Origin of the sequence: Motilibacter aurantiacus (assembly GCF_011250645.1) — a bacterium.
GTDB classification, from domain to species: domain Bacteria; phylum Actinomycetota; class Actinomycetes; order Motilibacterales; family Motilibacteraceae; genus Motilibacter_A; species Motilibacter_A aurantiacus.
Map to the genome: position 1 here is coordinate 138,452 of NZ_JAANNO010000006.1, position 24,647 is coordinate 163,098.

Here is a 24,647-nt window from a genome sequence, read left to right on the forward strand (position 1 = left end):
GGTCCCTGGCCTCAGACCTGTACGCGGCGCTCGACCGCGTCGAGCACCTCGGCCACGGCGTCGGCGACCGGGACGCCGTTCTTCTGCTCGCCGTTGCGGTAGCGGAAGGAGACCGCGCCCTTGGCGGCGTCCTCGTCGCCGGCGAGCAGCATGAAGGGGACCTTCTGCTTCTGCGCGTTGCGGATCTTCTTCTGCATCCGGTCGTCGGAGGTGTCGACCTCGACCCGGACCCCCTTCGCCCGCAGCTGGGCCGCCACGTCCTGCAGGTAGGGGATGTGCGCGTCCGTGATCGGGATACCGACGACCTGCACGGGGGCGAGCCAGGGAGGAAATGCCCCCGCGTAGTGCTCGAGCAGGACGGCGAAGAAGCGCTCGATCGAGCCGAAGAGCGCGCGGTGGATCATCACCGGCCGCTGCCGGGTGCCGTCCGCGGCCTGGTACTCCAGCTCGAACCGCTCGGGCAGGTTGAAGTCGAGCTGGATCGTCGACATCTGCCAGGTTCGGCCGATGGCGTCCTTGGCCTGCACGGAGATCTTCGGGCCGTAGAACGCCGCGCCGGCCGGGTCGAGGACGAGCTCGAGCCCCTGCTTCTCCGCCGCCTGGCGGAGGGTCTCGGTCGCCTCCTCCCAGGCCTCGTCGGTGCCGACGGACTTTTCCGGGTCGCGGGTCGACAGCTCCAGGTAGAAGTCGTCCAGCCCGTAGTCGCGCAGCAGGTTCAGCACGAAGGTCAGCAGCTTGTCCAGCTGCTCGGCCATCTGCTCGCGGGTGCAGTAGATGTGGGCGTCGTCCTGGGTGAACCCGCGGGCGCGGGTCAGGCCCTGCACCACCCCGGACTTCTCGTAGCGGTAGACCGTGCCGAACTCGAACAACGGCAGCGGGAGCTCACGGTAGGACCGCCCACGTGCCCGGAAGATCAGGTTGTGCATCGGGCAGTTCATGGGCTTCATGTAGTAGCGCTGGCCCTCGTCCAGCTCCATGGGCGGGTACATGCCCTCGGCGTACCAGTCCAGGTGGCCCGAGACCTCGAACAGCTTGCCCTTGGTCAGGTGCGGGGTGTTGACGAACTCGTAGCCCGCCTCCTCGTGGCGACGCCGCGAGTAGTCCTCCATGACCTTGCGGATCACGCCGCCCTTGGGGTGGAAGACGGCGAGACCGGAGCCGATCTCGTCGGGGAAGCTGAAGAGGTCGAGCTCGGCGCCGAGGCGGCGGTGGTCGCGCTTCTCGGCCTCGGCCAGGAAGGTGAGGTAGTCCTTCTGCGCGTCCTTGGACTCCCAGGCGGTGCCGTAGACCCGTTGCAGCTGCGGGTTCTTCTCGCTGCCGCGCCAGTAGGCGGCGGCCGTGCGCATGAGCTTGAACGCCGGGATCGCACGGGTGGTCGGCACGTGGGGGCCGCGGCAGAGGTCGCGCCAGGCCAGGCTGCCGTCCCGGCGCAGGTTGTCGTAGATCGTCAGCTCGCCGCCGCCGACCTCGACCGACTCCTCCCCACCGGAGCTCTCGGAGCTCCCGCCCTTGAGCCCGATCAGCTCGAGCTTGTACGGCTCGTCGGCCAGCTCGGCGCGCGCCTGCTCGTCGGTGACGACGCGGCGGGAGAAGGCCTGGCCCTCCTTGATGATCGCCTGCATCTTCTTGTCGAGGGCGGTGAGGTCCTCGGGAGTGAACGGCGTGTCCACGTCGAAGTCGTAGTAGAAGCCGTTCTCGACGGGCGGCCCGATGCCGAGCTTGGCCTCCGGGTGCAGCTCCTGCACCGCCTGCGCCAGCACGTGCGCCGCCGAATGGCGGACGACGGCCCGGCCGTCGGGCTCGTCGTTGCGCACCGGCTCGACCACGTCGCCGTCGGCCACCACGTGGCTGAGGTCGCGGAGCACCCCGTTGACCCGGGCGACGACGACCGCCCGGTCGCCCCCGACGAGGTCCGCGGCCGTCGTGCCCTGCGGGACCTCGCGCTCCGCCCGCTCGGCAGGGGTCGCGACGGTGATGCGCAGGTCGGGCACGGCTGGCCTCCTTGTCGGGCTGCCGGCGTCCGGGCGGGCCGGTACGCCGGCAACGGCGGGTCGAGCGCCGACCCTACCGTCGGCCCCCGCCCGGCCGCCCGCGCGTTCCGGCGGCGGCTCCCGGTCCCGGCGCGCTCAGCCTCGCCTCGATGGCCGTCGCCGGCTCCGGGGCCCCGAGCAGGAAGCCCTGCCCGCGCGTGCACCCCAGCCGCACCAGCGCCGAGAGCTGCTCGGCGCGCTCGACGCCCTCGGCGAGCACGGTCAGCCCGAGCGCGTCGGCCATGGCGAGGATCGCGGCCACGATCCGGGCGTCCGAGCCGGCGCCGTGCAGGCCGTCGATGAAGGCCCGGTCGATCTTGAGCAGGTCGACGGGGAGTGCCTTCAGCGCGCCAAGGCTGGAGTAGCCGGTCCCGAAGTCGTCGACCGCGATCCGGACCCCCAGCCCACGCAGCTCGTGCAGGCGCGCCCGCGCGCGCGGGGCCGTCACGGCGGTCTCGGTGACCTCCAGCCCGAGGCAGTGGCCGGGCAGGGCGTGCCGGTCGAGCAGGTCGGCCACGCCCGGCACGAACCGCGCGTCGTTGAGCTGCAGCGGCGACACGTTGACCCACACGGTCAGCCCGTCCACCGCCGCGGCCCGCTCCCGCCAGCGGGCGAGGTCGGCCATCGCCGTGGCGAGCACCTGGCGCCCGAGCCCGCCGATCAGGCCGGCCTCCTCCGCCAGCGGGACGAAGACGTCCGGGGCCACGGGCCCGCCGCCCGGCCGTGCCCACCGGCAGAGCGCCTCCAGCCCGAGCAGCTCGCCGGTGAGCAGGTCCACCTCCGGCTGGTACGCGACCGAGGTCTCCCCCTCCAGGATCGCGTGGCGCAGCGCGAGCACCAGGTCCGAGCGGGACGCCGCCCGCGCCCGCAGCGAGGCGTCGCAGACCCGCGTTTGCGCGCGGCCGGCCAGCTTCGCCTCGTGCATGGCGAGGTCGGCGTCACGGAGCAGGTCGTCCACGGCCGACCCGCTGACGCTGGAGCAGGCCGCGCCCACGCTCGCCGACAGCCGCAGGTCGTGGCCTCCGACCTGCAGCGGGACGGTGAACGCGCCGCCGGCCCGCTCGGCCAGCGCGTCGACCCCGGCCCGCGGCACGTCGGCTGCGAACACGGTGAAGGCGTCGCCGGCGAACCGGGCGATGAGGTCCTCGGGCCGGAGCCGCTCGCGCAGCGCGGAGGCGGCGCGCCGCAGGTAGGCGTCCCCCGCAGCATGGCCGAGGGTGTCGTTCACCAGCTTGAACTGGTCGACGTCGCAGAAGAGGAGGACGTGGTCCGTGCCCGCCGCGGGCGGTGCGGCGAGCAGCTCCTCGGCCCGGCGCAGGAAGGTCGACCGGTTGAGCAGGCCGGTGACCTCGTCCCTCGTCGCGAGCCGGGTGAGCTCGGCCTGCACCCGCGAGCGCTCGATCACCAGCCGGGTGAGCCCCGCGAAGCTGCGCAGCGTGGCCCACTCGTAGGCGCTCGGGGCGCCGGGCTCGTCCCGGTAGAGCGCGAGCGTCCCGAGCGGCTCGCCGTCCGGGGCCAGGACCGGCAGCGATGCGCAGGCTTGGATGCCGAGCTCCCGGGTGAGGCGCAGGAAGGGCGCCCACACCGGGTCGGTCAGGTCGACCGCGACGACGGGCTCCCGGCGGTACGCGGCGGACCCGCACGGCCCCTGTCCCTCTGCCACGGCGAGCCCGTCGACCGCCATGCGGAACTCCTCGGTCAGGCTCGGCCCGGCGGCGTCGGACAGCGTCCGCGTGGCCGGGTCGAGGACGAGCACAGAGCAGCGCAGGCCGGGGCCGAGCAGGGACTCGACCTCCGCGGCGAGCAGCTCGAGCACCGAGCGCATCGGCCGCCCCGCCGCGAGGGCGGCGAGCACGCGCAGTTGGGCAGCGCGCTCGGCCTGCCCGCGGGCGACGGCGAGCAGCGCGCTCGCCTGCCGGGCGGCGTCGACGAGTGCCGCCGGGGACACGAGGTGGGACGGCTCGTGCGGGAGCCGGCTGCGCACCGAGACGGTGCCGACGCACTGCCCCTCGCTCGCGAGCACAGGAGCGCCTGCGTAGAAGCGGAAAGCGTGCGGCCCCTCGGCGGACGCCCGGAACGAGACGTCGGAGGCGCAGTCGGGGACGACCAGCGGCTCCTCGAACGCCACGACGTGGGCGCAGGGGACCTCGACGTCCGGGCGTCGCTCGTCCACCGGGATGCCCGTCCCGCTCCTGCCGACGCGGTGCTGCAGCCCGGGCGTCAGCAGCGTGACCAGGCCCGTCTCGGCCCCGCTGAGGCGGGCGACGGTGCGCGCGAGCGCGTCGAGGGCAGGACCGAGCGGGTAGAGGTCGGACCGGGCGCCGAGCACCGCCGACAGCCTCGAGGGCGAGGCGATCGCCTGCTCGACCGTCCGCTCGAGCGACTGGGCCGCCGACGGCCCGCTCCCCCTACGCACCATTCCGAGCGGCCCCCACCGGATTCGGCTCCCCGCTGCAGACGGAAGCGTAGCCAGGGCAGATCGGCCGCGCGACCCGACAGGGGGAGAACAGCGCGGGCCCGTGCGGGCGAATCGTCAGTGCGCGGCTTCGTACGCCTCGATGAGCGCCTTGCTGACACGGCCGCGGGCACTGACCTCGTAGCCCTGCTCCTGCGCCCACTGGCGGATGAGCTTGGGGTCGCTCCCCTCGCCTGCGGGCCGCGTTGCCCCCCGCCGGCGCGGGCTGCGGCTCGCGGGCAGGCGACGCCCGTGCAGTGCATGCCCCTCGAGCAGCGTGCGCAGCTCCTCGGCGTGCTCCTCACTGAGGTCGATCTCGTACATCACACCGTCGAGGCCGAAGGTGACCGTCTCGGCCGCCGCGCTCTTTCCGTCGAGATCGTCGATCAGCTCGGTAACCACACGCTGCGCCATGTGTCTCCGACTCCTCCTCCACGACAAAGGCCCGGGGAAGTCAATCATGATCTGGCGCGGGAGAACGCGCGGCACGCGCATCGATAACCCGCTCAGGTCAGAGAGAGCAATTCCCCGGACAATGTCGACGGGGCCTGGAGTCCGGCCGCAGATGGCGGGACCTGTCCACCGGGCCACGGAGGCCGTGGTGGGCGATACTGGGTTCGAACCAGTGACCTCTTCGGTGTGAACGAAGCGCTCTCCCACTGAGCTAATCGCCCGCGCCCCAGCGTCCCGACCGAGGCCGGCGCCGAAGTGCTGATGGGAGTCTAGCGGACCAGCGGGACCCAGTCCGGCACCCACCCCGGGGCGCCGACGATCCGCAGGGTGACCACCACGACCGCGCAGACGAACACGAAGCAGGCCAGGCCGATCAGCCCGCGGACCCAGATGGGCTGGCGGCCGAGCCAGTCGGTCCACTTGTCGAGCAGGTCCTTGCCGAGCTCGAGGAGCCGCTCGGCCCAGGTGAACTCGGTGGCGAGGACGCCCACCCCGAGAAAGACGATGAGCCAGCCGGGGCCGGGCAGCGGGACGAGAGCCAGGCCCAGCACGACGATGAGGCCACCGAGGGCGCCGATGATCGTGCGCCACACCATGCGCCGGGTGCGGCTCGTCGCGATGCGGCGGTCGCGCCAGGCGTGGTAGCGCTCCAGCCGGGTCGCGCCGCCCTGGTCGACCCCGGCCGGTCCCTGCTGCGCGCTCGTCACGTCGCCCCCTGTCCGGATTCTCCGCTTTGGAGTACTGTCGCCCCCGCCGACGGGACGGCGCGCTCGTGCCGCCCCGCGCGGCCGCGTTCGCGATCAACGCGGCTCCGCTGTGAGCCTACGGCGTTTTGGGGCTGACCGGCCCGGGCAACTCTGCGTTCGAGCACGACAACGCGTTGCCCTCCGAGCCGAAGGAACTCGACCATGGACCGTCGCCCCGCCGCCACGGTGTCCTGCGAGCTCGACGTGCGCCTGGTCGTTCCCGGCGAAGCGTCCGTCCCCGTCCCCGTGGTGCTCCGCTACGACTCCGCCGACCCGTACGCCGTCCAGGCCACGTTCCGCACCGGCGGGCAGGGCGTGGACTGGGTCTTCGCCCGCGAGCTCATCGCCGCCGGGGTGAACCGCCCGGTCGGGCAGGGCGACGTCCGGGTGTGGCCCGGCACCGACCCTGACGACGAGGTCGTCTACCTCGCGCTCTCCTCCCCCGACGGCAAGGCGCTGCTCGAGGCTCCCGCGGGCGTGCTGCGCGACTTCGTCGCGCGCACCGCCCTGGTCGTCCCCCCCGGCGAGGAGAACCGCTACCTCGACCTCGACTCGACCCTGGCCGCGCTCCTCGCGACCTGAGCGTCCGCCGGGACCACGACGCGCCACCCCTGCCTCACGGGTCGGGGCTGGCCACGAGCAGGGCGGCCAGCGCGGAGGCCGCTTCCCTCGTGCGCCGGGTCGGCGCCATCAGCAGCCGGTCGTCGATGCGCGCGACCGAGGTCACGTGCCGCAGCGACGAGGTGAGGAACGCCTCCTCGACGTCGGCCAGGGCGGCGTACGGGAACGTCTCCTCCACGGCCCCGGTGGTCTCCAGCACCAGTGCCCGGGTGATGCCCGGCAGGCAGCCGCTCGACAGCGGCGGCGTCACCAGCCGCCCGCCGAGCACCACGAAGACGTTCGCCGCTGCCCCCTCGCACAGCTCTCCCCGGGTGTTCGCGACCAGCGTCTCGTCGGCCCCACGGCGCCGGGCCTCGGCGAGCAGCCACGCGCTCTCGGCGTACGACACCGACTTCACCGCGGCGAGGGGGGAGCGCTCGTTGCGGACGAAGGGCGACGTGACGACGGCCGCGTGCGCCGGCAGCTCGGCGAGCGCCGCGACGGCGAGCACGAGAGTGGCCGGCCCGGTGCCCCGTCCCGGCCCCAGCGGCCCTGGCCCCGCGGTGACGGTCACCCGCAGCCGCTGCCGAGGTGCGCGGGGAGCGGCCGCCAGCAGCTGACCGACGCCCGTGCGGACGGCGTCGGCGGCAGGTGGGCGGATGCCCAGCCGCAGCGCGGAGGCCGCGAGGCGGTCCAGGTGCCGCGTGAGCGCGAGCGGTGTGCCCGCGTCCACGCGCACGGTCTCGAAGACTCCGTCGCCGATCGTGAGCCCGCTGTCGAGGGCGCTGACGCGCGCCTCGCGTCCCGGCAGGACCTGGCCGTCCTGCCAGACGGTCACCTCGTCCACGTCGCTCACTCCCGCCCGCTCGCGGATGCGAGCCCGAGCAGTCGCTCGGCCTTGAGCTCCGTCTCGTCCCACTCGCGCTCCGGGTCCGACCCCCAGGTGACGCCGGCGCCGGTGCCGAACCGCAGCGCACCGTCCTGCAGCCAGAAGGTGCGGATACCGACGGCCAGCACGGCCTGCCCCCGGTCCGCGTCCACCCAGCCGATCCCTCCGCAGTAGGGCCCGCGCGGCACCGGCTCGAGCTGCTCGATGGCGGCCAGCGCGGTGTGCTTGGGGGCACCGCTGACCGATCCGGGCGGGGAGAGCGCCCCGAGCAGGCCGGCCCACGTCGTCCCGGGCCGCAGCGTCCCCGCCACGGTGGAGACCAGATGGACGAGACCGGGGTGCGCCTCCACCCGGCACAGCGACGGCACGACCACGCTGCCCGGCCGGCAGACCCGGCCGAGGTCGTTGCGGACCAGGTCGACGATCATCACGTTCTCGGCCGTGTCCTTGGCGGTGAGCCCCTGGGGCGTGCGGGCCGTGCCCTTGATCGGCATCGAGGCCACGGCGTCGCCCTCGCGGGACAGGAAGAGCTCGGGGCTGGCCGTGACCAGCTGCGCGACGCCGGGGACGTCGACGACCCCGAGGTAGGGAGCGGGGTTGCCCGCCACGAGCACGTGGCCGAGGGCGAGCACGTCGGCGTCCGGGGCTTCGGCCTCCAGCACCCGGCAGACGTTGACCTGGTAGACCTCGCCGCGCCCGATCCGCGCCCGCACGTCCCGCACTGCCGCGACGAAGCCGGCCTTGTCGAGCGAGGACCGCCAGGCTCCGCGCGCCGGGCCGGCCCAGGGCGGCGCCGCCGGCAGCGGAGCGGCCACCACCCGCGCGAACCGGGCCGCCCGGAACGTGCCCTCGAAGCCCTGCACCACGGCCCACCAGCCTCCGCGGTCGAGGTCGGCGGGGTCGTCGGTGATCGCCTCGAGGCCGGTGGCCAGCCGGCCGCCGAGCCAGGCCGAGGGGGGTCGCCGCACGCCGCGACGCTAGCGGGCCACGGACGGGCGGGCCGCCCGCCACCCACGACGACCCCGCCGATCGGCCACCCGGTGGCCACGTCGAGTCCACCGCTCGGACAGGACGGGGACACGACAGGGAGGGGCGGTGCCAGCTCCTCCTGGCGTGGGGTACAGTTCTTCTCGTCGCCGGGGAGAGCGGAAGCACTCACCGGAATGACACGCGGACGTGGCTCAGTTGGTAGAGCATCACCTTGCCAAGGTGAGGGTCGCGGGTTCGAATCCCGTCGTCCGCTCGGAGAGGTCGGGAGTGCCCGGGCCTCACCTCGGTGGAGTGGCCGAGAGGCGAGGCAACGGCCTGCAAAGCCGTCTACACGGGTTCAAATCCCGTCTCCACCTCGCATTTTGCCGCGACGGCGTCGTCGGCAAAACCTTGGGCGATTAGCTCAGTGGGAGAGCGCTTCCTTGACACGGAAGAGGTCACTGGTTCAATCCCAGTATCGCCCACCACCCCGAGGGAGAGCCGCACGCGATCGCGTGCGGCTTTCTGCATTCTTCCTGCGACGTCTGCGCTGCGTCTCTGCAGCAGCGTTCGAGGGACGGGCTCATCCTTTCGCGCGGTGCGAGTCACAGGGGACGACCACCACCGGCCGTGCGGCGTGGGCGCTGACGTAGCGGCTGACCGAGCCCATGACCGCGGCCGCGAATCCCCCGCTCCCCCGTCGGCCGACCACGATGAGGTCGGCGTCCCCGGACTCGTCCAGGATCGCCTGGGCGGCGTGGCCCTGCCGGATGCGGACCTCCAGCGGCAGGTCCGAGAAGCCCGCCTCGGCCAGCGCGTGGGTGATCTGCTTCGTGACCTCCCGCCCGGCCGTCGCCGACACGTCGGGGTCGGGCTCGGGGACGAACCCCAGCGCCAGGCCCGAGACGGCCGGCACGTCCCAGGCGTACACCGCCCGTAGCCCGGCGCCACTGCGCCGGGCTGCGTCCGCGGCCCACAGCAGCGCGTCCCGCGAGGAGTCCGACCCGTCGGTCCCGACCACGATCGTGGACCGCGCCGCCTGCCCCGCCGTCGTGTGCCCCGCCGTCGTCCGCCCCGTCGTCGTCCGCTCGGTCATGGACGAGGTCTACCCCGCCGCACGGCGGCTCTCCCGCCCCCACGCCGGCTCTCCTGCCCGACCGGGAAAGCCATCGCTGCATCGGTCCGCGACGACCGCAGACCCGCTCGACCGCGCACCCCGCCGGCCCGCGGGAGACCGAGTGGTCGACCTGCCCGGCGTTGCGCTCAGTCGCCCGCGCGGGCCACTGCGCGCGCCGCGGCCTGTGGGACGGAGGCCGTGCCGCGCGCGACGGGGACGGCCGCAGCGGCCTTGCTGACGGCCACGACAGGAACGCCGAGAAGCGCGGCCGCCGCCAGCTCGAAGCGGCGCACGTCGGCGTACGTCGCCCCCGGCCCCAGCTGCACGCTGAGCTCGGCGTCCTTCTCCGGGGCCGCAGCGTGCACGGTGTCCACCGGCTCGACATCGAAGAGGTGGTGGGCCCGGGCCAGGGCGGCCAGCTCCGATAGGTGCGACGTGAGGAGGTCCTCGCCCACGTTGGTCACGAACCGCAGCCTATTGGAAACGCAGAGTTTCCAACAGGCGCTTGCGGACGCCGGTCAGTTGGTTGCGGCCTCCACGAACAGCCACACGGCGTACGCCATGACGGCGGCGAGGAAGACCAGGCTGCTCACCACGAGCACCGCCCGGGCGAGCAGGTCCCAGGCGTCCTCCGAGCTGCCGTGGCGGAGCGCGGAGTACGCCTCGTCGTGGGAGGCGGGGCGGGCGGTCGGGCCGTCGGGGGCCGGGGACGCGGACATGGGCTGATTGTGCCCGGCCCCTGCCGTCGCGCGCCGACCGCCCTCCCCTGTCCTTCGGGTGTTTCCGTGTCAGGTGCCCCGCTGCCCGGCTAGGGCCGGGAGCGCCCGCTGCGCCGCAGCTCCTTGTGGATCGCCTTCCAGCGGTCGCGCTCCTGTGCCCGCGCGCGTGCGTCCTGCCGCGTCGCCACCCACCGGGCCTCGCGCTCGAGCTTGCGCCAGCTGGCCAGGCGGCGCTCGGGCAGCTCGCCGGACTCGACGGCCGCCAGCACGGCGCAGCCCGGCTCCGCGCCGTGCGCGCAGTCGGCGAAGCGGCAGTGCGCCGCCAGTGCGGTCACGTCGGCGAACGCCTGCTCGAGCGCATCCTCGCCGGCGACCACTCCGATGCCGCGCAGCCCCGGCGTGTCGATGAGCGCTCCCCCTCCGGCGAGCAGGACCAGCTCCCGCGAGACGGTCGTGTGCCGGCCCTTCCCGTCGGCCCGCGTGCCCCCGGTCGGGGCCAGCTCGGCTCCGGACAGCGCGTTGACGAGGCTGGACTTGCCGGCGCCGGACGGCCCGAGCAGCGCCACCGTGGCGCCGGCCGCGGCGTACGCCCGGACCAGGTCGACCCCCTCACCCGTCCGCGAGCTGACGGGAATCACATCGACCCCGGGTGCTGCGGCCCCCAGCTCCTCCCGGAGGGCGTCGGCGTCCGGGGCCAGGTCGGCCTTGGTCAGCACCAGGACCGGCTGCGCGCCGCTCTCCCAGGCGAGGGTCAGCAGCCGCTCCACCCGGCCCGGGTGCGGCTCGGGCACGAGAGGCTCCACGACCAGCGCCACGTCGACGTTGGCCGCCAGCACCTGGCCGGCCGAGGTGCCCGGCGCCGAGCCGAGGCGGACGAAGGCCGTGCGGCGTGCGAGCAGCGCCACCAGGCGCGGCGGGTCCTCGTGGCGCGAGACGACCGCCCAGTCCCCGACGCAGGGCAGCGTGGTGGGGTCGGCTCGGCCGGCCTCGAGCACGGCGGCGGCGTGCTCGACGCGGAGCGGGCCCTGCGCGGTCAGGGTCTCGGAGGCGCCACGGTCGACCCGCACGACCCGCGCGGGGGCCAACGCGGCTGTCTCCGATGCGGCGAGCAGGGCGACGGCGGAGTCGTACGCGGCGGCGGTGGTGGCGTCCCAGCCGAGGGAGCGCAGCAGCCCGGGCTCGGCGTACAGCGAGGTGGAGGTGGACGGACGAGAGGTCGAGAACTGCACGTCAGGGGTTCCTGTCGAGGAGGGGCGCCCCTGCGGCGCGGCGTGGCGCGGCGCTAGCGGGGCGCCGGGTCGTCGGAGGTCGGAAGTGCCGAGGGCGATCGGCCGACGAGGGCGCGGGAACGGGGCGTCCCGCGGCCGGGGCCGGCAGCGGGCACGACGAAGACGTCGTCCACCGGGACCGCCTCCTTCCGTCCGACAGGTGCGGCCGCGCGTCGCGGCCACGGAGGGGACGTTAGCGGTCGCCCGGGACCGGTGTCAGCGGGTTTTCCTCGGGGTGCGCGACGGGGCGGCGCCGGCCCTCAGCGGTCTCCCGCAGGGGCCAGACCTCGTCCCAGGCGGCGTTGAGCGCGGCCCCGATGAGCACCGAGATGGCCAGGAAGTACAGCCAGACGAGGACGACGATGGGCGCCGTCAGCGGGCCGTAGATGGACGTGCCGCCCACGCTCTCGCGGATCACCCAGCGCAGCACGAAGCTGAGCACCACCCACAACGCCACGGCGAGCGCGGCCCCGGGCAGGTCGCGCCGGAAGGGCGTCCGGACCGGGACCGCGATGTGGTAGAGCGACGCGACCAGCAGCACGGACACGAGCAGCACGATCGGCCAGTACATCCGTTGCAGCAGCTCGTAGCCCTCCGGCAGCGTCCGGCCCACGAGCCCCGGGCCGGCGACGACCAGCGGGAGGACGGCCGTGCCGAGCACCAGGGCCAGCACGTAGAGCGTGAAGGACAGCGCCCGGGTGCGGACGATCCCGCGGTGGCCGGACAGGCCGTACATGATCGTGACGGTGTCGACGTAGACGTTGAGCGCCCGTGAGCCCGACCAGAGGGCGAGGACGAAGCCGATCGAGATGATGTCCGGCCGGGCTCCGCGCAGCACGTCGTCCAGCATCGGCGTGATGACCTCGTCGACGGTCTGCTGAGTGAGCGCGTCGCTGGCGGTCGTCGTGATCGAGCGCTGGACGTCATCCACGGTCTCGCTGCCCAGCCAGGAGTCGACGTAGCCGAGCGCGCCGACCAGCCCGAGCACGAGCGGCGGCAGGCTGAGCAGCGCGAAGAACCCCGCCTCCGCGGCCAGCCCGGTGACCCGGTAGCGGAAGCACGAGGCGATCGTCGCGCGCACCAGCCGCCACAGCAGGGCCAGCCCGGACGAGCTGCGGACACGCCCGGCCGTACGCCCGGCAGCCCCGATGCTCACCCCCTCACCGTAGTTGCCGCGCTGCGCGGGGTGCCGATCCGACGTCCCGCGCGCGTCGACCGCGGGGACCGGAGGCTCAGGCTGTCAAGCCCTCAGCCGCCCACGTCTCAGCATCCGGACGACGTTTGCTCACGGCCGTTCGTCAGGGGACCCTAGGGGACCATGACCTCCGTGCGCCTCGTGGCGCGGCTCCACGTCGACCACGGTCACGTGTCGAGCGCGGTCTGTCGCAGCTGCTGACCTCCGCCGTCGCCGTACGTCGTTCCCGGTCGTACGCGCCCGGCGGCCGCGGGCTCCTTCCCGGTCCTGCGCGTACGTGCTCCACCCGTCCCAAGAAGTAAGGATCGCGCTTGCCTCCCGCGCCGCGGCGGAAGAAGGGTGAGGGCCAGTGGGCCCTCGGGTACTTCACGCCCCTCAACCCCAATGAGCAGTTCAAGAAGGACGACGACGGGCTCAACGTCCGCCAGCGCGTCCTCGGCGTCTACTCCCAGCGCGGGTTCGACGCGATCGACCCGCAGGACCTGCGCGGCCGGCTGCGCTGGTGGGGCCTGTACACCCAGCGCCGCCCCGGGATCCCCGGCGGGCAGACCGCGGTGCTGGAGCCGCACGAGCTCGACGACGAGTACTTCATGCTCCGCGTCCGCGTCGACGGGGGGCAGCTCAGCCTCGCCCAGCTGCGGGCGATCGCCGACGTCTCGACCGCGTACGGCCGCGACACGGCCGACGTGACGGACCGACAGAACATCCAGATGCACTGGATCCGGATCGAGGACGTCCCCGCGATCTGGGAGCGGCTCGAAGCGGTCGGGCTGACGACCGAGGAGGCCTGCGGCGACACCCCGCGCGTCATCCTCGGGTCCCCCGTGGCCGGGGTCGCCTCCGACGAGATCCTCGACGGCACGCCCGCGGTCGACGCGATCAAGAGCCGCTACGTCGGGGACAAGGCGTTCTCGAACCTCCCCCGCAAGTTCAAGACGGCCATCAGCGGCTCGCCCCGGCAGGACGTCGCGCACGAGGTCAACGACATCTCCTTCGTGGGCGTGGTCCACCCCGAGCACGGGCCCGGGTTCGACGTCTGGGTCGGCGGCGGGCTGTCGACCAACCCGCGCATCGCCGAGCGGCTGGGCGCCTGGGTGCCGATCGAGGAGGTCCCGGAGGTCTGGGCCGGCGTCGTCTCGATCTTCCGCGACTACGGCTACCGCCGGCTGCGCAACCGGGCCCGGCTCAAGTTCCTCATGGCCGACTGGGGCGCCGAGAAGTTCCGCCAGGTCCTCGAGGACGAGTACCTCGGGCGCAAGCTGGTCGACGGGCCCGCGCCGGCCCCCCCGCCCCCGCACCAGCGCGACCACATCGGCGTGCACCAGCAGCGCGACGGCAACTACTACGTCGGGGCGGCCCCGCGCACCGGCCGCGTCAGCGGGCCCATCCTGTCCAGGATCGCCGACCTGGCCGAGTCCGTGGGCAGCGACCGGGTGCGCCTGACCCCGCAGCAGCACCTGCTCGTGCTCGACGTGCCGCTCGAGCAGGTCGAGCCGACGGTCGCCGCGCTCGAGGCCCTCGACCTGCAGGCCCGGCCCAGCGTCTTCCGCCGCGGGACGATGGCCTGCACGGGCCTCGAGTACTGCAAGCTCGCGATCGTGGAGACCAAGGGGCGCGCGAGCCTGCTCATGGACGAGCTGGAGCGCCGGCTGCCCACCTTCGACCAGCCGCTCTCGGTCCACCTCAACGGCTGCCCGAACTCCTGCGCCCGTATCCAGACGGCCGACATCGGGCTCAAGGGAATGGTGGTCCAGGGGCCGGACGGCGAGCACGAGGACGGCTTCCAGGTGCACCTCGGCGGCGGCCTCGGCGTGCACGCGGGGTTCGGGCGCAAGCTGCGCGGGCTCAAGGTGTCGGCCGCCGAGCTGCCGGACTACATCGAGCGCGTCGCGCGTCGCTTCGACGAGCAGCGTGAGGACGACGAGGCGTTCGCCGCGTGGGTGGCGAGGGCCGAGGAGGCAGACCTGCGATGAGCGAGCGCGCCGTCCCGTTCCACTGCCCGTACTGCGGGGAGGAGGACCTGCGCCCGAGTGAAGCGTCACACGCGGCGTGGGCATGCGGGGCGTGCCTGCGGGTGTTCACCGTGAAGCTGGTCGGCCTGGCCGTGGGCGGAAGCACCGCGTCCGGCGCCGGCGCGGGCACCGCCGGAGGAGGCACGAGCGCATGACCTTGACCACCGAGCCGCTGATGGGGGCCGGCTCCCCGGACGAGCTGCGCGAGCTCGCGCTGCAGGCCGGTCGCGACCTCGAGGACGCGACCGCCGAGGAGGTCCTGGCCTGGGCCGGGCAGACGTTCGGGGACCGGTTCGCGATCACCGGGTCCATGGGCGGCGACACGGTCCTGTCCCACCTGGCCGGCCAGGTCGTGCCGGGGATCACGGTGCTCTTCCTCGACACCGGCTACCACTTCGCCGAGACCATCGGCACCCGCGACGCGGTGCAGGCGACGTACCCCGTCCGGGTGCGCACCGTCCTGCCGCTGCTGACCATCAGGCAGCAGGACGAGGTCTACGGCGAGCGGCTCTTCGAGCGCGACCCCGACCTCTGCTGCGCCATGCGCAAGGTCGACCCGCTGAACCGCGTGCTCGCCGAGTACGACGCGTGGGGCAGCGGAGTGCGCCGGGACGAGGGCCCCTCCCGCGCGGGCACGCCCGTGGTGGGCTGGGACGCCAAGCGCGAGAAGGTCAAGATCAACCCGCTCGCGCGCTGGACCCAGGAGCAGGTCGACGCCTACGCCCAGCAGCACGGCGTTCTGCTCAACCCCCTGGTGTGGGACGACTACCCGTCCGTGGGGTGCGAGCCGTGCACCCGGCGGGTCGCGCCGGGCGAGGACGCCCGGGCCGGCCGCTGGGCCGGCATGTCGAAGACGGAGTGCGGCATCCACGTGTGAGAGGGGCGGAGGGCTTCCGGCCCTTCGTCGGGTGATTCGTCCGGTCTTCCCCGGAAGAATCTCGTGCCGGTCCTCGCGTCGGCTCGCGAGGACCGGCCTTGTTCGGCTAGATTGCCTACCAAACTTGTAGGCGTGACCAGAGCATGAGGAGGAGTCGGTGGCAGTACGCGCACGGGCGCTCCCCGTCGCCGCGCCTCGGGTCGAGAGGCGATGTCGCTAGGCGCGTACCGCGACGCGCCCGGCACATGCCGGGCGCTCCCGTACGGCGCCTCGCCCGCCTGCTCCCAGCCGCCTCCCCCGAAGGACCTCCCGTGACCCGATCGCTCCCCCGCACCTCCCGCTGGCGACGCTCCCTGGCGCCGCTGCTGGCCCTTCCGCTGCTGACCGCCCTCGGGGCCTGCGCCAGCGCCGACGACAACAGCGACGCCGACGCCGCGCCGGCCGCGCCCGCCGCGTCCCAGGTCGCCGAGACCGGGGGCACCGCCGACGAGCTGCGGCTGGGCTACTTCGCCAACGTGACGCACGCGACGCCGCTCGTCGGCCTCGCCGAGGGCATCTACGCCGAGGCGCTCGGTGATACGAAGATCACGACCTCGGTCTTCAACGCCGGCCCGGCCGCCATCGAGGCGATGACGGGCGGCTCCATCGACGCCGCGTACCTCGGGCCGAACCCCGCCATCAACGGCTTCGTCAAGAGCAACGGCTCGCTGCTGCGCATCGTCGGCGGCGCCACGTCCGGCGGCGCCGCGCTCGTGGTGAAGCCGGAGATCAACTCGGCGGCAGACCTCGAGGGCAAGAAGATCGCGACCCCGCAGCTCGGCGGGACGCAGGACGTCGCACTGCGAGCCTGGCTGGCGGAGAACGGGCTCGAGGTGCCGGTGACCGGCAAGGGCGACGTCTCGATCGTGAACACGGAGAACGCGACCACCCTGCAGCAGTTCCAGGACGGCAACCTCGACGGCGCCTGGCTGCCCGAGCCGTGGTCCTCGCGGCTCGTCCAGGAAGCCGGCGCGAAGGTCCTCGTCGACGAGAAGACCCTCTGGCCCGAGGGCCGCTTCGTCACCACCCACCTCGTGGTGTCGCAGGAGTTCCTCTCCGAGTACCCCGCTACGGTGAAGGCGCTGCTCGAGGGCCAGGTGGAGACGACCACCTGGATCGCCGCCAACCCGGACCAGGCGAAGGCCGACATCAACGCCCAGATCGAGGAGGAGACCGGCAAGGCGATCGCCGAGCCGATCCTCGAGAGCGCCTTCTCCAACATCGAGGTCACCGACGACCCGGTGGCCTCCTCCTTGAAGCAGGCCGCGGAGAACGCAGTGGCGGCCGGGCTGCTCGACGAGCCCGACCTCACCGGGATCTACGACCTGTCCCTGCTCAACCAGGTGCTCCAGGAGCAGGGCCAGCCCGCGGTCGACGACGCCGGCCTCGGCGTCTGACGTTCGAGCGCGCACCATCCGCGGCGGCCCGGACCGCCTGAGGACCACCCGAGAGGTAGCGAGAGATGTCCCTGCTCGACACGGCCGGCCCGTCGGCCGGCGCCGGCGGAGCCCCCGCGCCGGTCGTCTCGGTGAAAGCCGTGCGCAAGGCGTTCGGGCGGGGCGAGGGCGCCGTGTTCGCCCTCGACCGCGTCTCGCTGGACGTGGCCCCGGGCGAGTTCGTGGCCCTGCTCGGTGCCTCGGGCTGCGGCAAGTCCACCCTGCTCTCCCTGATCGCGGGGCTGGACGACCCGACGGCCGGCACCGTGTCCGTCCAGGGCGAGGGGGCCGCGCTCATGCCGCAGGAGGGTGGCCTCTTCCCCTGGCTCACCGCTGGCCGCAACGTCGAGCTCGCGCTGCGGCTGCGCGGCGTCCCCCGCTCCGAGCGGCGCACCGAGGCCGAGCGCCTGCTCAGCCTGGTCCGGCTCGACGGCGCCTACGGCAAGCGGCCGCACGAGCTGTCCGGCGGCATGCGCCAGCGCGTCGCGCTGGCGCGTGCCCTCGCCCAGAAGCGACCGGTCCTGCTCATGGACGAGCCGTTCTCCGCGCTCGACGCGATCACCCGCGATGCGCTGCACGGGGAGCTCGTCCGGGTGTGGGAGGAGACCGGCGTCGCCATCGTCTTCGTCACGCACAACGTGCGCGAGGCCGTACGTCTCGGCCAGCGGGTGGTCCTGCTGTCCTCGCGCCCCGGCCGGGTCATCCGCGAGTGGCAGGTCGACATCCCGCAGCCGCGGCGCATCGAGGCACCCGACGTCTCGGCGCTCGCCGGTGAGATCACCGAGCGGCTGAGTGTCGAGATCCGTCGTCACGCCACCGGCGCCGCCCCGAGCCCGGAGGAGGGCAGCATCGATGTCCGTCAGTGATGCGGTGAAGCGTCAGGCCGGGGCGGGGGACGACGCCCAGCTCGAGGCCGGCCTCGACGCGCTGGCGCTCGAGGCCCCCTCGGGAACTCCGCGGTGGCGCAAGTGGGTGACGGCCGCCGTCCCGCCGCTCGTGGTCCTCGCGGGGCTGTTCGCGCTCTGGAACGTCCTGGTCCTCGCGCTCAACCCGTCGATCACCAAGTTCCCGGGACCGGCGGACGTCGGTGCGGCCATCTCGGACCAGTGGTCCAAGGGCGTGGTCGTCGAGGCGTTCCAGGGCAGCCTGCAGCGCGGGATCCTCGGCTTCGCCCTGTCGGTGCTCGTGGGCACGGCCATCGGCGTCGTCGTCGCGCAGGTCACGTTCCTGCGCGCCGGCTTCGGCCCGATCCTGTCCGGCCTGCAGGTGCTGCCGTCGGTGGCGTGGGTCCCGGTGGCGATCATCTGGTTCGGCCTGACCGAGAAGGCGATGTTCGCCGTCATCCTGCTCGGCGCGGTGCCCTCGATCGCCAACGGGCTCCTGTCCGGCGTCGACCAGGTCCCTCCGCTGCTGCTGCGGGTCGGGCACGTGCTGGGTGCCCGCGGCTTCCGCGCGATCTGGCACATCGTGCTGCCTGCGGCGCTGCCCGGCTACGTCGCCGGCCTCAAGCAGGGCTGGGCCTTCTCCTGGAGGTCGCTGATGGCGGCCGAGCTGATCGTCCGCAGCAACGACATCGCCCGCGGGCTGGGCGGCTACCTCGACGACGGCCGACAGCTGCAGGACATGCCGATGGTCTTCTCCGGCGTCTTCTTCATCCTGCTGGTCGGCATCGTCATCGAGCTCGCCTTCTTCACGCCGCTCGAGCGGGCCGTGCTCAAGCGCCGTGGGCTGCTGACCGACCGCAACTAGCGCGACCACCGAGCCACGCTCCGCACCGCCCGACACCGCCTTGCTCCCCCGACCGGGGAGCAAGGCGGTGCGCGTAGGAGCGGGGCGCGTGCCGCAGCCGGGCGACGCCTGCCGGACCGCCGCTCGCTGACCTGCGACAATCCCCGCCATCGACACCGCATCCGGATACCCGCTGCTGCTCGGCCTGGCCGGGCGCCAGGCCCTCGTGGTCGGCGCCGGCCCGGTCGGCCTCCGGCGTGCGCGCGGGCTGCTCGAGGCGGGGGCGCTGGTGACGGTCGTCGCCCCGGACGCCATCGGCGACCTGCGCACCCTCGCCGACTCCGGCGCCCTGACCTGGCACCGGCGGGGGTACTCGCCCGCCGACCTCGAGGATGTGTGGCTCGTCCACACCGCGACCGGCGTGCCGGCGGTCGACGCCGCGGTGGCGGCCGATGCCGAGGCGGCCCGGGTCTGGTGCGTGCGCGCGGACGACGCCGCCGCCTCCGCGGCCTGGACCCCGGCCGTCACCCGCCGCGACGACGTGCTGATCGCGGTGTCGGCGGGCCGTGACCCGCTCCGCGCGCGGGCCCTGCGCAACGCCGTGGCCCGCTCGCTCGACGAGGGTGCCCTCCCGTTGCGCAGGCAGCGCCGCCCCGCGTCCGGGGTCGGCTCGGTCGCCCTCGTCGGCGGCGGGCCCGGTGACCCCGGCCTGCTCACGACGCGAGGGCGCCGGCTGCTCGCCGAGGCCGACGTCGTCGTCACCGACCGGCTGGGCCCGACCGCGCTGCTCGAGGAGCTCGACGATGACGTCGTGGTCGTCGACGTGGGCAAGCAGCCCGGCCACCACCCGGTGCCGCAGCGCGAGATCGGCGAGCTGCTCGTCGAGCACGCGCTGGCCGGCAGGCGAGTGGTCCGGCTCAAAGGGGGCGACCCGTACGTCTTCGGCCGCGGCCCCGAGGAGGTCGCGGCGTGCCGCGCGGCGGGCGTCCCGGTCGAGGTGGTGCCCGGTGTCACGAGCGCGATCGCCGCGCCCTCCACCGCCGGCATGCCGGTCACCTCGCGCGGGGTGGCCCGCTCGTTCACCGTCGCCACCGGGCACGACGTCGTCGAGCCCGACACGCTGGAGGCGTACGCCCGGCTGCTGGCGCGCGGCTCGACCCTCGTCCTGCTCATGGGCGTGACCCACCTCGCCGACGCCGCGAAGGGCCTGCAGGCGGCCGGGGCGCCTGCCGGCCTGCCGGTCGGCATCGTCGAGTCGGCGTACTCGCCGCAGCAGCGCGTCACGCGCGGCACGCTCGCCGACATCGCCGCGCTGGCCGCGCAGCGGGGTGTGCGCGCCCCCGCCGTCGTCGTGATCGGGCAGGTGGCGGCCGAGCCGGGAGCTGAGGCCGCCCCCTGACCGTTGCGCCCGAATGACGCTCCCAGGCATGGTCCTCCCTCTGCGGGGGGAGGGTGTGTAAGCGCCGGAGCCCGCGCGCGCGTCGCCGACGCGCGCCGGCCCGGCGGAGAAGCGATGCGAGACGAAAGGGAGAGCATGGAGGTCTGGCCGGGAAGCGCGTACCCGCTCGGGGCAACGTTCGACGGAGCGGGAACGAACTTCGCACTCTTCACCGAGGGCGCCGACCGGGTCGAGCTCTGCCTGTTCGACCGGGACGGGACGGAGACGCGGATCGACCTGCCCGAGGTCGACGCGTTCGTGTGGCACGGCTACCTGCCCCGGGTCCGCCCCGGGCAGCGCTACGGCTACCGGGTCCACGGGCCGCACAACCCCGACGCGGGGCAGCGGTTCAACCCGGCGAAGCTGCTGCTCGACCCGTACGCGAAGGCGATCGAGGGCGGCATCGACTGGGACGAGGCGCTCTTCGACTACAAGTTCGCCGACCCGGACGCGGTCAACGACCTCGACAGCGCGCCGCACGCGATGAAGTCGATCGTCATCAACCCGTACTTCGACTGGCAGGACGACCGCCACCCGCGGCACGGCTACCACGAGACGGTCATCTACGAGGCCCACGTCAAGGGCCTGACGATCCAGCACCCGGACATCCCCGAGGAGATCCGCGGGACGTACGCCGGCCTGGCGCACCCCGTCATGGTCGACCACCTGAAGTCGCTGGGCGTGACGGCGGTCGAGCTCATGCCGGTGCACCAGTTCGTGCAGGACCACCACCTCATCGAGCGCGGCCTGTCGAACTACTGGGGCTACAACACGATCGGCTTCTTCGCCCCCCACAACGAGTACTCCTCGAGCGGGCAGCGCGGCGAGCAGGTCCTCGAGTTCAAGTCGATGGTGCGCGCCCTGCACGCGGCGGACATCGAGGTCATCCTCGACGTCGTCTACAACCACACCGCCGAGGGCAACCACATGGGCCCGACGCTGTCCTTCCGCGGTATCGACAACACCGCGTACTACCGGCTCGTGGACGGCGACCCCAAGCACTACTACGACACGACGGGCACCGGCAACACCCTGCTCATGCGGCACCCGCACGTCCTGCAGCTCATCATGGACTCGCTGCGCTACTGGGTCACCGAGATGCACGTCGACGGCTTCCGCTTCGACCTCGCCGCGTCGCTGGCCCGCCAGTTCCACGAGGTCGACCGGCTGTCGGCCTTCTTCGACCTCGTGCAGCAGGACCCGGTCGTCAGCCAGGTCAAGCTCATCGCCGAGCCGTGGGACGTCGGCGAGGGCGGCTACCAGGTCGGCAACTTCCCCCCGCTGTGGACCGAGTGGAACGGCAAGTACCGCGACACCGTCCGCGACTTCTGGCGCGGCGAGCCCTCCACGCTGGGCGAGTTCGCGTCGCGGCTGACCGGCTCGAGCGACCTCTACCACAACGACAGCCGGCGCCCGTTCGCGTCGATCAACTTCGTGACGGCACACGACGGCTTCACGCTGCACGACCTCGTGTCGTACAACGAGAAGCACAACGACGCCAACGGCGAGGGCGGGGCCGACGGCGAGAGCCACAACCGGTCCTGGAACTCGGGCGCGGAGGGCCCGACCGACGACGTCGACATCATCGCGCTGCGCGAGCAGCAGAAGCGGAACTTCCTCGCGACGCTCCTGCTGTCCCAGGGCGTGCCCATGATCCTGCACGGCGACGAGATGAGCCGGTCCCAGGGCGGCAACAACAACGCCTACTGCCAGGACAACGAGATCTCGTGGGTGAACTGGGACGAGTCGCGGGCCGAGTGGTCGCTGCTCGAGTTCACCCAGCGGCTCGTCCGGCTGCGCAGGGAGCACCCGGTCTTCCGCCGCCGGCGGTTCTTCCAGGGCCGGCCGCTCACCGGCGACGGGGTTGACGACATCGCGTGGTTCCGGCCCGACGGGTCGCACATGACCGGCGAGGACTGGGGCGAGGCGTCCGCGAAGGAGGTCGCGGTCTTCCTCAACGGGGACGCGATCAGCGAGCCCGACACCCGCGGGGCGAAGGTCGTCGACGACTCCTTCCTGCTGCTGTTCAACGCCGGCCACGAGGACGTCACCTTCACCGTCCCGGACGGGGACTACGGCTCGGCCTGGGACATCGAGTGCGACACCGCGGCGCCGCTCGTCGAGGACCGGCCCCCCATCAAGGCCGGCGGCGAGATCGAGGTCGAGGCGCGTTCGCTCCTCATCCTGCGCCGGGCCCACTGATGGCGGCTGCGTCGTCCTCGGAGTCCAGCGGCCGGCACCTGCCCGCCGCTGGCAAGCCGGTCCCGCGCTCGACGTACCGGCTGCAGCTCAACCCGTCGTGGGGGTTCGGCGACCTCGCCGAGCAGGCGGGCTACCTCGCCGCGCTCGGGGTCTCCCACGCGTACCTCTCCCCGATCCTGCAGGCCGCGCCGGGCTCTCAGCACGGCTACGACGTGGTCGACCACAGCCGGCTCAACGAGGAGCTCGGAGGGGCGGCGGCGTTCTCGCGGCTGCGGGAGGCCCTCGGCGAGGCGGGCCTCGGCATGGTCGTCGACGTGGTCCCGAACCACATGGCGGTGCCGACCCCCGAGACGCTGAACGGCGCGCTCTGGTCGGTCCTGCGCGACGGCCCGCGCTCGCCCTACGCGTCGTGGTTCGACGTCGACTGGTCGGTCGAGTCGCACGCCGTGCTCATGCCGGTGCTCGGCAAGCGGATCGGCGAGGCGCTCGACGACGGCGAGATCACGCTCGACCCGGAGGGCGGGCCCGGCGGCGAGCCGGTGCTGCGCTACTACGACCACGTCTTCCCCGTGCGGCAGGGCACCGAGGACCTGCCGCTGGACCGGCTGGTCGACCGGCAGTGGTACCGCCTCGCCTACTGGCGGGTCGCGGACGAGGAGCTCAACTACCGGCGGTTCTTCGACATCGACACCCTGGCCGGGCTACGGGTGGAGAAGGAGGAGGTCTTCGCCGAGACCCACGCCGTCCTCGTCTCGCTGCTGCGCGAGGGCGGCATCGACGGGCTGCGCATCGACCACCCCGACGGGCTGGCCGACCCGCGCGACTACCTGCGCCGGCTCGAGCGGGCCACGGAGGGCGCGTGGGTCGTCGTCGAGAAGATCACCGAGGGCCACGAGTCCCTCCCCGACGACTGGCCCACGGCCGGCACCACCGGCTACGACGCGCTGCTCCGGGCCGGCGGCGTCTTCGTCGACCCGGACGGCGCCCCCGCCCTGCGCACCCTGCACTCCGAGCTCACCGGGCTCCCCGAGGACTTCTCCGAGGTCGTCGCGGAGGCCAAGCGCTGGGTGGTCGAGCACGGGCTGTACGCCGAGGTCGCCCGCCTGGTCGAGGTGGCCGCCGCGGTGTGCGCCGACGACGTGCACCTGCGCGACCACACCCGGCGCGGCCTCCGCGAGGCCGTCGTCGAGCTGCTCGTGGCCTTCCCGGTCTACCGGGCGTACGTCGTGCCCGGCGAGGAGCCGCACCCCGACAGCGTGCGGGTGGTCGAGGAGGCGGCCGCCGCGGCCCGCGAGCAGCTGCCCGAGGAGCGCCACGCGACGCTCGACCTGGTGCGCGACCTCGTGCTGGGCCGGCTGGGGCGGGGCCGCCGGCTCGACGAGTTCGTCACGCGCTTCCAGCAGACGTGCGGCCCCGTCATGGCCAAGGGCGTCGAGGACACCGCGTTCTACCGCTGGCACCCGCTCGTCTCGCTCAACGAGGTCGGCGGCGACCCGTCCCGCTTCGGGGTGGAGGCGCAGGAATGGCACGAGTGGTGCGCGGGGCAGCAGCGCGACTGGCCGCTGGCCATGACCACGCTGTCGACGCACGACACGAAGCGCTCGGAGGACGTGCGCGCGCGGCTCGCGGTGCTCAGCGAGCTGCCCGAGGCATGGGCAGGCGCGGTCACGGAGTGGCGGGCGCTGGCCGCGAAGCACCGTTCCGACGTCGGCTGGCCCGACGCCGCGACGGAGTACCTCCTCTGGCAGATCGTCGTCGGGGCCTGGCCGATCTCGGCCGACCGGCTGACGGCGTACCTCGAGAAGGCCACCCGCGAGGCCAAGGTGCACACCACCTGGACCGAGCCGGACGAGCGCTACGACACGGACGTCAAGACGTTCGCCGAAGCTGTGATTGGTGATCCGGGAATCACCCAATCGGTCGAGGCGTTCGTCGAGCGGCTCGCGCCGTACTTCCGCGTCAACGTGCTCGGCCAGAAGCTCCTGCAGCTGACCATGCCCGGCGTCCCCGACGTCTACCAGGGCACGGAGCTGGTCGACCTCTCGCTGGTCGACCCCGACAACCGGCGGCCGGTGGACTATGCGGCCCGCCGGGAGCTGCTTGCCGCTCTGGACGACGGGACACCTGCCGAGGGGCTGGACGCCGAGAAGCTGCTCGTGGTGTCGCGCACGCTGCGGCTGCGTGCCGAGCGGCCCGAGTCGTTCGGCGCCTCCGGCGCCTACACGCCACTGGCCACGACGTCGCCGCACGCCGTCGGGTTCGTACGCGGTGACGATGTCGCGGTCGTGGTGACGCGCCTCGGCGCGGGCCTCGAGCGCGCGGGCGGCTGGGACGCCGAGACCGCGTCGCTGCCTGCCGGGCAATGGGTGGACCGCCTCACCGGGCGCACCTTCCCGGGCGGGGACGTGCGCCTTTCCGACCTGCTGGCGAGCCTCCCGGTGGCACTGCTCGCGCGCACTGCGTCAGCAGAATGA

21 protein-coding genes and 4 tRNA genes are annotated in these 24,647 nt (G+C 73.4%); 13 read left to right on the forward strand and 12 right to left on the reverse strand.

Features of this window, described 5'->3' with window-relative positions:
- Window positions 1-11: 11 nt before the first annotated feature.
- The 5 genes from thrS to G9H72_RS12555 form a co-directional block, all read right to left on the reverse strand.
- The gene (thrS, locus tag G9H72_RS12535; RefSeq protein WP_166171511.1) at window positions 12-1,991 is read right to left on the reverse strand and encodes a threonine--tRNA ligase; all 1,980 of its coding nucleotides are present in this window, start codon (window positions 1,989-1,991) and stop codon (window positions 12-14) included.
- Window positions 1,992-2,064: 73 nt separating this feature from the next.
- A complete protein-coding gene (locus G9H72_RS12540) occupies window positions 2,065-4,449 on the reverse strand; it encodes a sensor domain-containing phosphodiesterase (RefSeq protein WP_166171513.1) in 2,385 nt (794 codons plus the stop codon).
- 114 nt (window positions 4,450-4,563) lie between these two features.
- Window positions 4,564-4,899, reverse strand: a complete 336-nt coding sequence (locus tag G9H72_RS12545; protein WP_166171515.1) for a histone-like nucleoid-structuring protein Lsr2 — start codon at window positions 4,897-4,899, stop codon at window positions 4,564-4,566.
- A 185-nt stretch (window positions 4,900-5,084) separates the two neighbouring features.
- Window positions 5,085-5,159, reverse strand: a tRNA-Val gene (locus G9H72_RS12550).
- Window positions 5,160-5,207: 48 nt separating this feature from the next.
- On the reverse strand, window positions 5,208-5,645 hold the full coding sequence (locus tag G9H72_RS12555; RefSeq protein WP_331272248.1) for a TIGR02611 family protein: 438 nt from the start codon (window positions 5,643-5,645) through the stop codon (window positions 5,208-5,210).
- 201 nt (window positions 5,646-5,846) lie between these two features.
- Here G9H72_RS12555 and G9H72_RS12560 point away from each other — a divergent pair, with 201 nt between their 5' ends.
- Window positions 5,847-6,266, forward strand: a complete 420-nt coding sequence (locus tag G9H72_RS12560) for an SsgA family sporulation/cell division regulator (protein WP_166171517.1) — start codon at window positions 5,847-5,849, stop codon at window positions 6,264-6,266.
- A 34-nt stretch (window positions 6,267-6,300) separates the two neighbouring features.
- Here G9H72_RS12560 and G9H72_RS12565 read toward each other — a convergent pair whose 3' ends face one another.
- Together G9H72_RS12565 and G9H72_RS12570 are read right to left on the reverse strand one after the other, a co-directional pair.
- Complete coding sequence (locus G9H72_RS12565) at window positions 6,301-7,140, reverse strand: aminotransferase class IV (RefSeq protein ID WP_331272249.1); 840 nt, start codon at window positions 7,138-7,140, stop codon at window positions 6,301-6,303.
- Window positions 7,137-8,141, reverse strand: coding sequence for a chorismate-binding protein (locus G9H72_RS12570; RefSeq protein WP_166171519.1), 1,005 nt, complete (start codon window positions 8,139-8,141; stop codon window positions 7,137-7,139). Before G9H72_RS12570 ends, G9H72_RS12565 begins: the two co-directional genes overlap by 4 nt.
- 202 nt (window positions 8,142-8,343) lie before the next feature.
- Between G9H72_RS12570 and G9H72_RS12575 the strand changes: the two genes are divergently transcribed.
- The 3 genes from G9H72_RS12575 to G9H72_RS12585 all read left to right on the forward strand — a co-directional run bounded on the left by G9H72_RS12575 (window position 8,344) and on the right by G9H72_RS12585 (window position 8,630).
- Window positions 8,344-8,416 (forward strand) — tRNA-Gly (locus G9H72_RS12575).
- A gap of 32 nt (window positions 8,417-8,448) precedes the next feature.
- A tRNA-Cys gene (locus G9H72_RS12580) sits at window positions 8,449-8,519 on the forward strand.
- A 36-nt stretch (window positions 8,520-8,555) separates the two neighbouring features.
- Window positions 8,556-8,630: transfer RNA gene (locus tag G9H72_RS12585), tRNA-Val, on the forward strand.
- A 95-nt stretch (window positions 8,631-8,725) separates the two neighbouring features.
- Here G9H72_RS12585 and G9H72_RS12590 read toward each other — a convergent pair.
- The 5 genes from G9H72_RS12590 to G9H72_RS12610 all read right to left on the reverse strand — a co-directional run bounded on the left by G9H72_RS12590 (window position 8,726) and on the right by G9H72_RS12610 (window position 12,402).
- Complete coding sequence (locus G9H72_RS12590; RefSeq protein WP_166171521.1) at window positions 8,726-9,238, reverse strand: universal stress protein; 513 nt, start codon at window positions 9,236-9,238, stop codon at window positions 8,726-8,728.
- A gap of 167 nt (window positions 9,239-9,405) precedes the next feature.
- Window positions 9,406-9,723 carry a hypothetical protein gene (locus G9H72_RS12595; protein WP_166171523.1) on the reverse strand — a complete coding sequence of 106 codons (318 nt, stop codon included), beginning with the start codon at window positions 9,721-9,723 and terminating at the stop codon, window positions 9,406-9,408.
- Between the two features lie 54 nt (window positions 9,724-9,777).
- A complete protein-coding gene (locus G9H72_RS12600) occupies window positions 9,778-9,978 on the reverse strand; it encodes a hypothetical protein (protein ID WP_166171525.1) in 201 nt (66 codons plus the stop codon).
- 89 nt (window positions 9,979-10,067) lie between these two features.
- Window positions 10,068-11,207: a ribosome small subunit-dependent GTPase A gene (rsgA, locus tag G9H72_RS12605; protein WP_331272250.1), complete on the reverse strand. Its 1,140-nt coding sequence runs from the start codon at window positions 11,205-11,207 to the stop codon at window positions 10,068-10,070.
- A 232-nt stretch (window positions 11,208-11,439) separates the two neighbouring features.
- Window positions 11,440-12,402, reverse strand: a complete 963-nt coding sequence (locus G9H72_RS12610) for a YihY/virulence factor BrkB family protein (protein ID WP_331272251.1) — start codon at window positions 12,400-12,402, stop codon at window positions 11,440-11,442.
- Between the two features lie 350 nt (window positions 12,403-12,752).
- Here G9H72_RS12610 and G9H72_RS12615 point away from each other — a divergent pair, with 350 nt between their 5' ends.
- The 9 genes from G9H72_RS12615 to treY all read left to right on the forward strand — a co-directional run bounded on the left by G9H72_RS12615 (window position 12,753) and on the right by treY (window position 24,647).
- Window positions 12,753-14,414 (forward strand): nitrite/sulfite reductase, encoded by a 1,662-nt coding sequence (locus G9H72_RS12615; RefSeq protein ID WP_166171527.1) that lies wholly within the window; start codon window positions 12,753-12,755, stop codon window positions 14,412-14,414.
- A complete protein-coding gene (locus G9H72_RS12620; protein WP_166171529.1) occupies window positions 14,411-14,608 on the forward strand; it encodes a hypothetical protein in 198 nt (65 codons plus the stop codon). Before G9H72_RS12615 ends, G9H72_RS12620 begins: the two co-directional genes overlap by 4 nt.
- Before the next feature lie 2 nt (window positions 14,609-14,610).
- Complete coding sequence (locus G9H72_RS12625; RefSeq protein ID WP_407939589.1) at window positions 14,611-15,330, forward strand: phosphoadenylyl-sulfate reductase; 720 nt, start codon at window positions 14,611-14,613, stop codon at window positions 15,328-15,330.
- A 311-nt stretch (window positions 15,331-15,641) separates the two neighbouring features.
- On the forward strand, window positions 15,642-16,766 hold the full coding sequence (locus G9H72_RS12630; RefSeq protein WP_331272252.1) for an ABC transporter substrate-binding protein: 1,125 nt from the start codon (window positions 15,642-15,644) through the stop codon (window positions 16,764-16,766).
- A gap of 65 nt (window positions 16,767-16,831) precedes the next feature.
- The gene (locus G9H72_RS12635; RefSeq protein WP_166171533.1) at window positions 16,832-17,671 is read left to right on the forward strand and encodes an ABC transporter ATP-binding protein; all 840 of its coding nucleotides are present in this window, start codon (window positions 16,832-16,834) and stop codon (window positions 17,669-17,671) included.
- Window positions 17,658-18,554, forward strand: coding sequence for an ABC transporter permease (locus tag G9H72_RS12640; protein WP_166171535.1), 897 nt, complete (start codon window positions 17,658-17,660; stop codon window positions 18,552-18,554). The genes G9H72_RS12635 and G9H72_RS12640 overlap by 14 nt, the downstream gene beginning before the upstream one ends.
- Window positions 18,555-18,702: 148 nt before the next feature.
- On the forward strand, window positions 18,703-19,932 hold the full coding sequence (cobA, locus tag G9H72_RS12645) for a uroporphyrinogen-III C-methyltransferase (protein WP_166171810.1): 1,230 nt from the start codon (window positions 18,703-18,705) through the stop codon (window positions 19,930-19,932).
- Between the two features lie 135 nt (window positions 19,933-20,067).
- Window positions 20,068-22,173, forward strand: coding sequence for a glycogen debranching protein GlgX (gene glgX, locus G9H72_RS12650; protein ID WP_166171812.1), 2,106 nt, complete (start codon window positions 20,068-20,070; stop codon window positions 22,171-22,173).
- The gene (gene treY / locus G9H72_RS12655; protein WP_166171537.1) at window positions 22,173-24,647 is read left to right on the forward strand and encodes a malto-oligosyltrehalose synthase; all 2,475 of its coding nucleotides are present in this window, start codon (window positions 22,173-22,175) and stop codon (window positions 24,645-24,647) included. Before glgX ends, treY begins: the two co-directional genes overlap by 1 nt.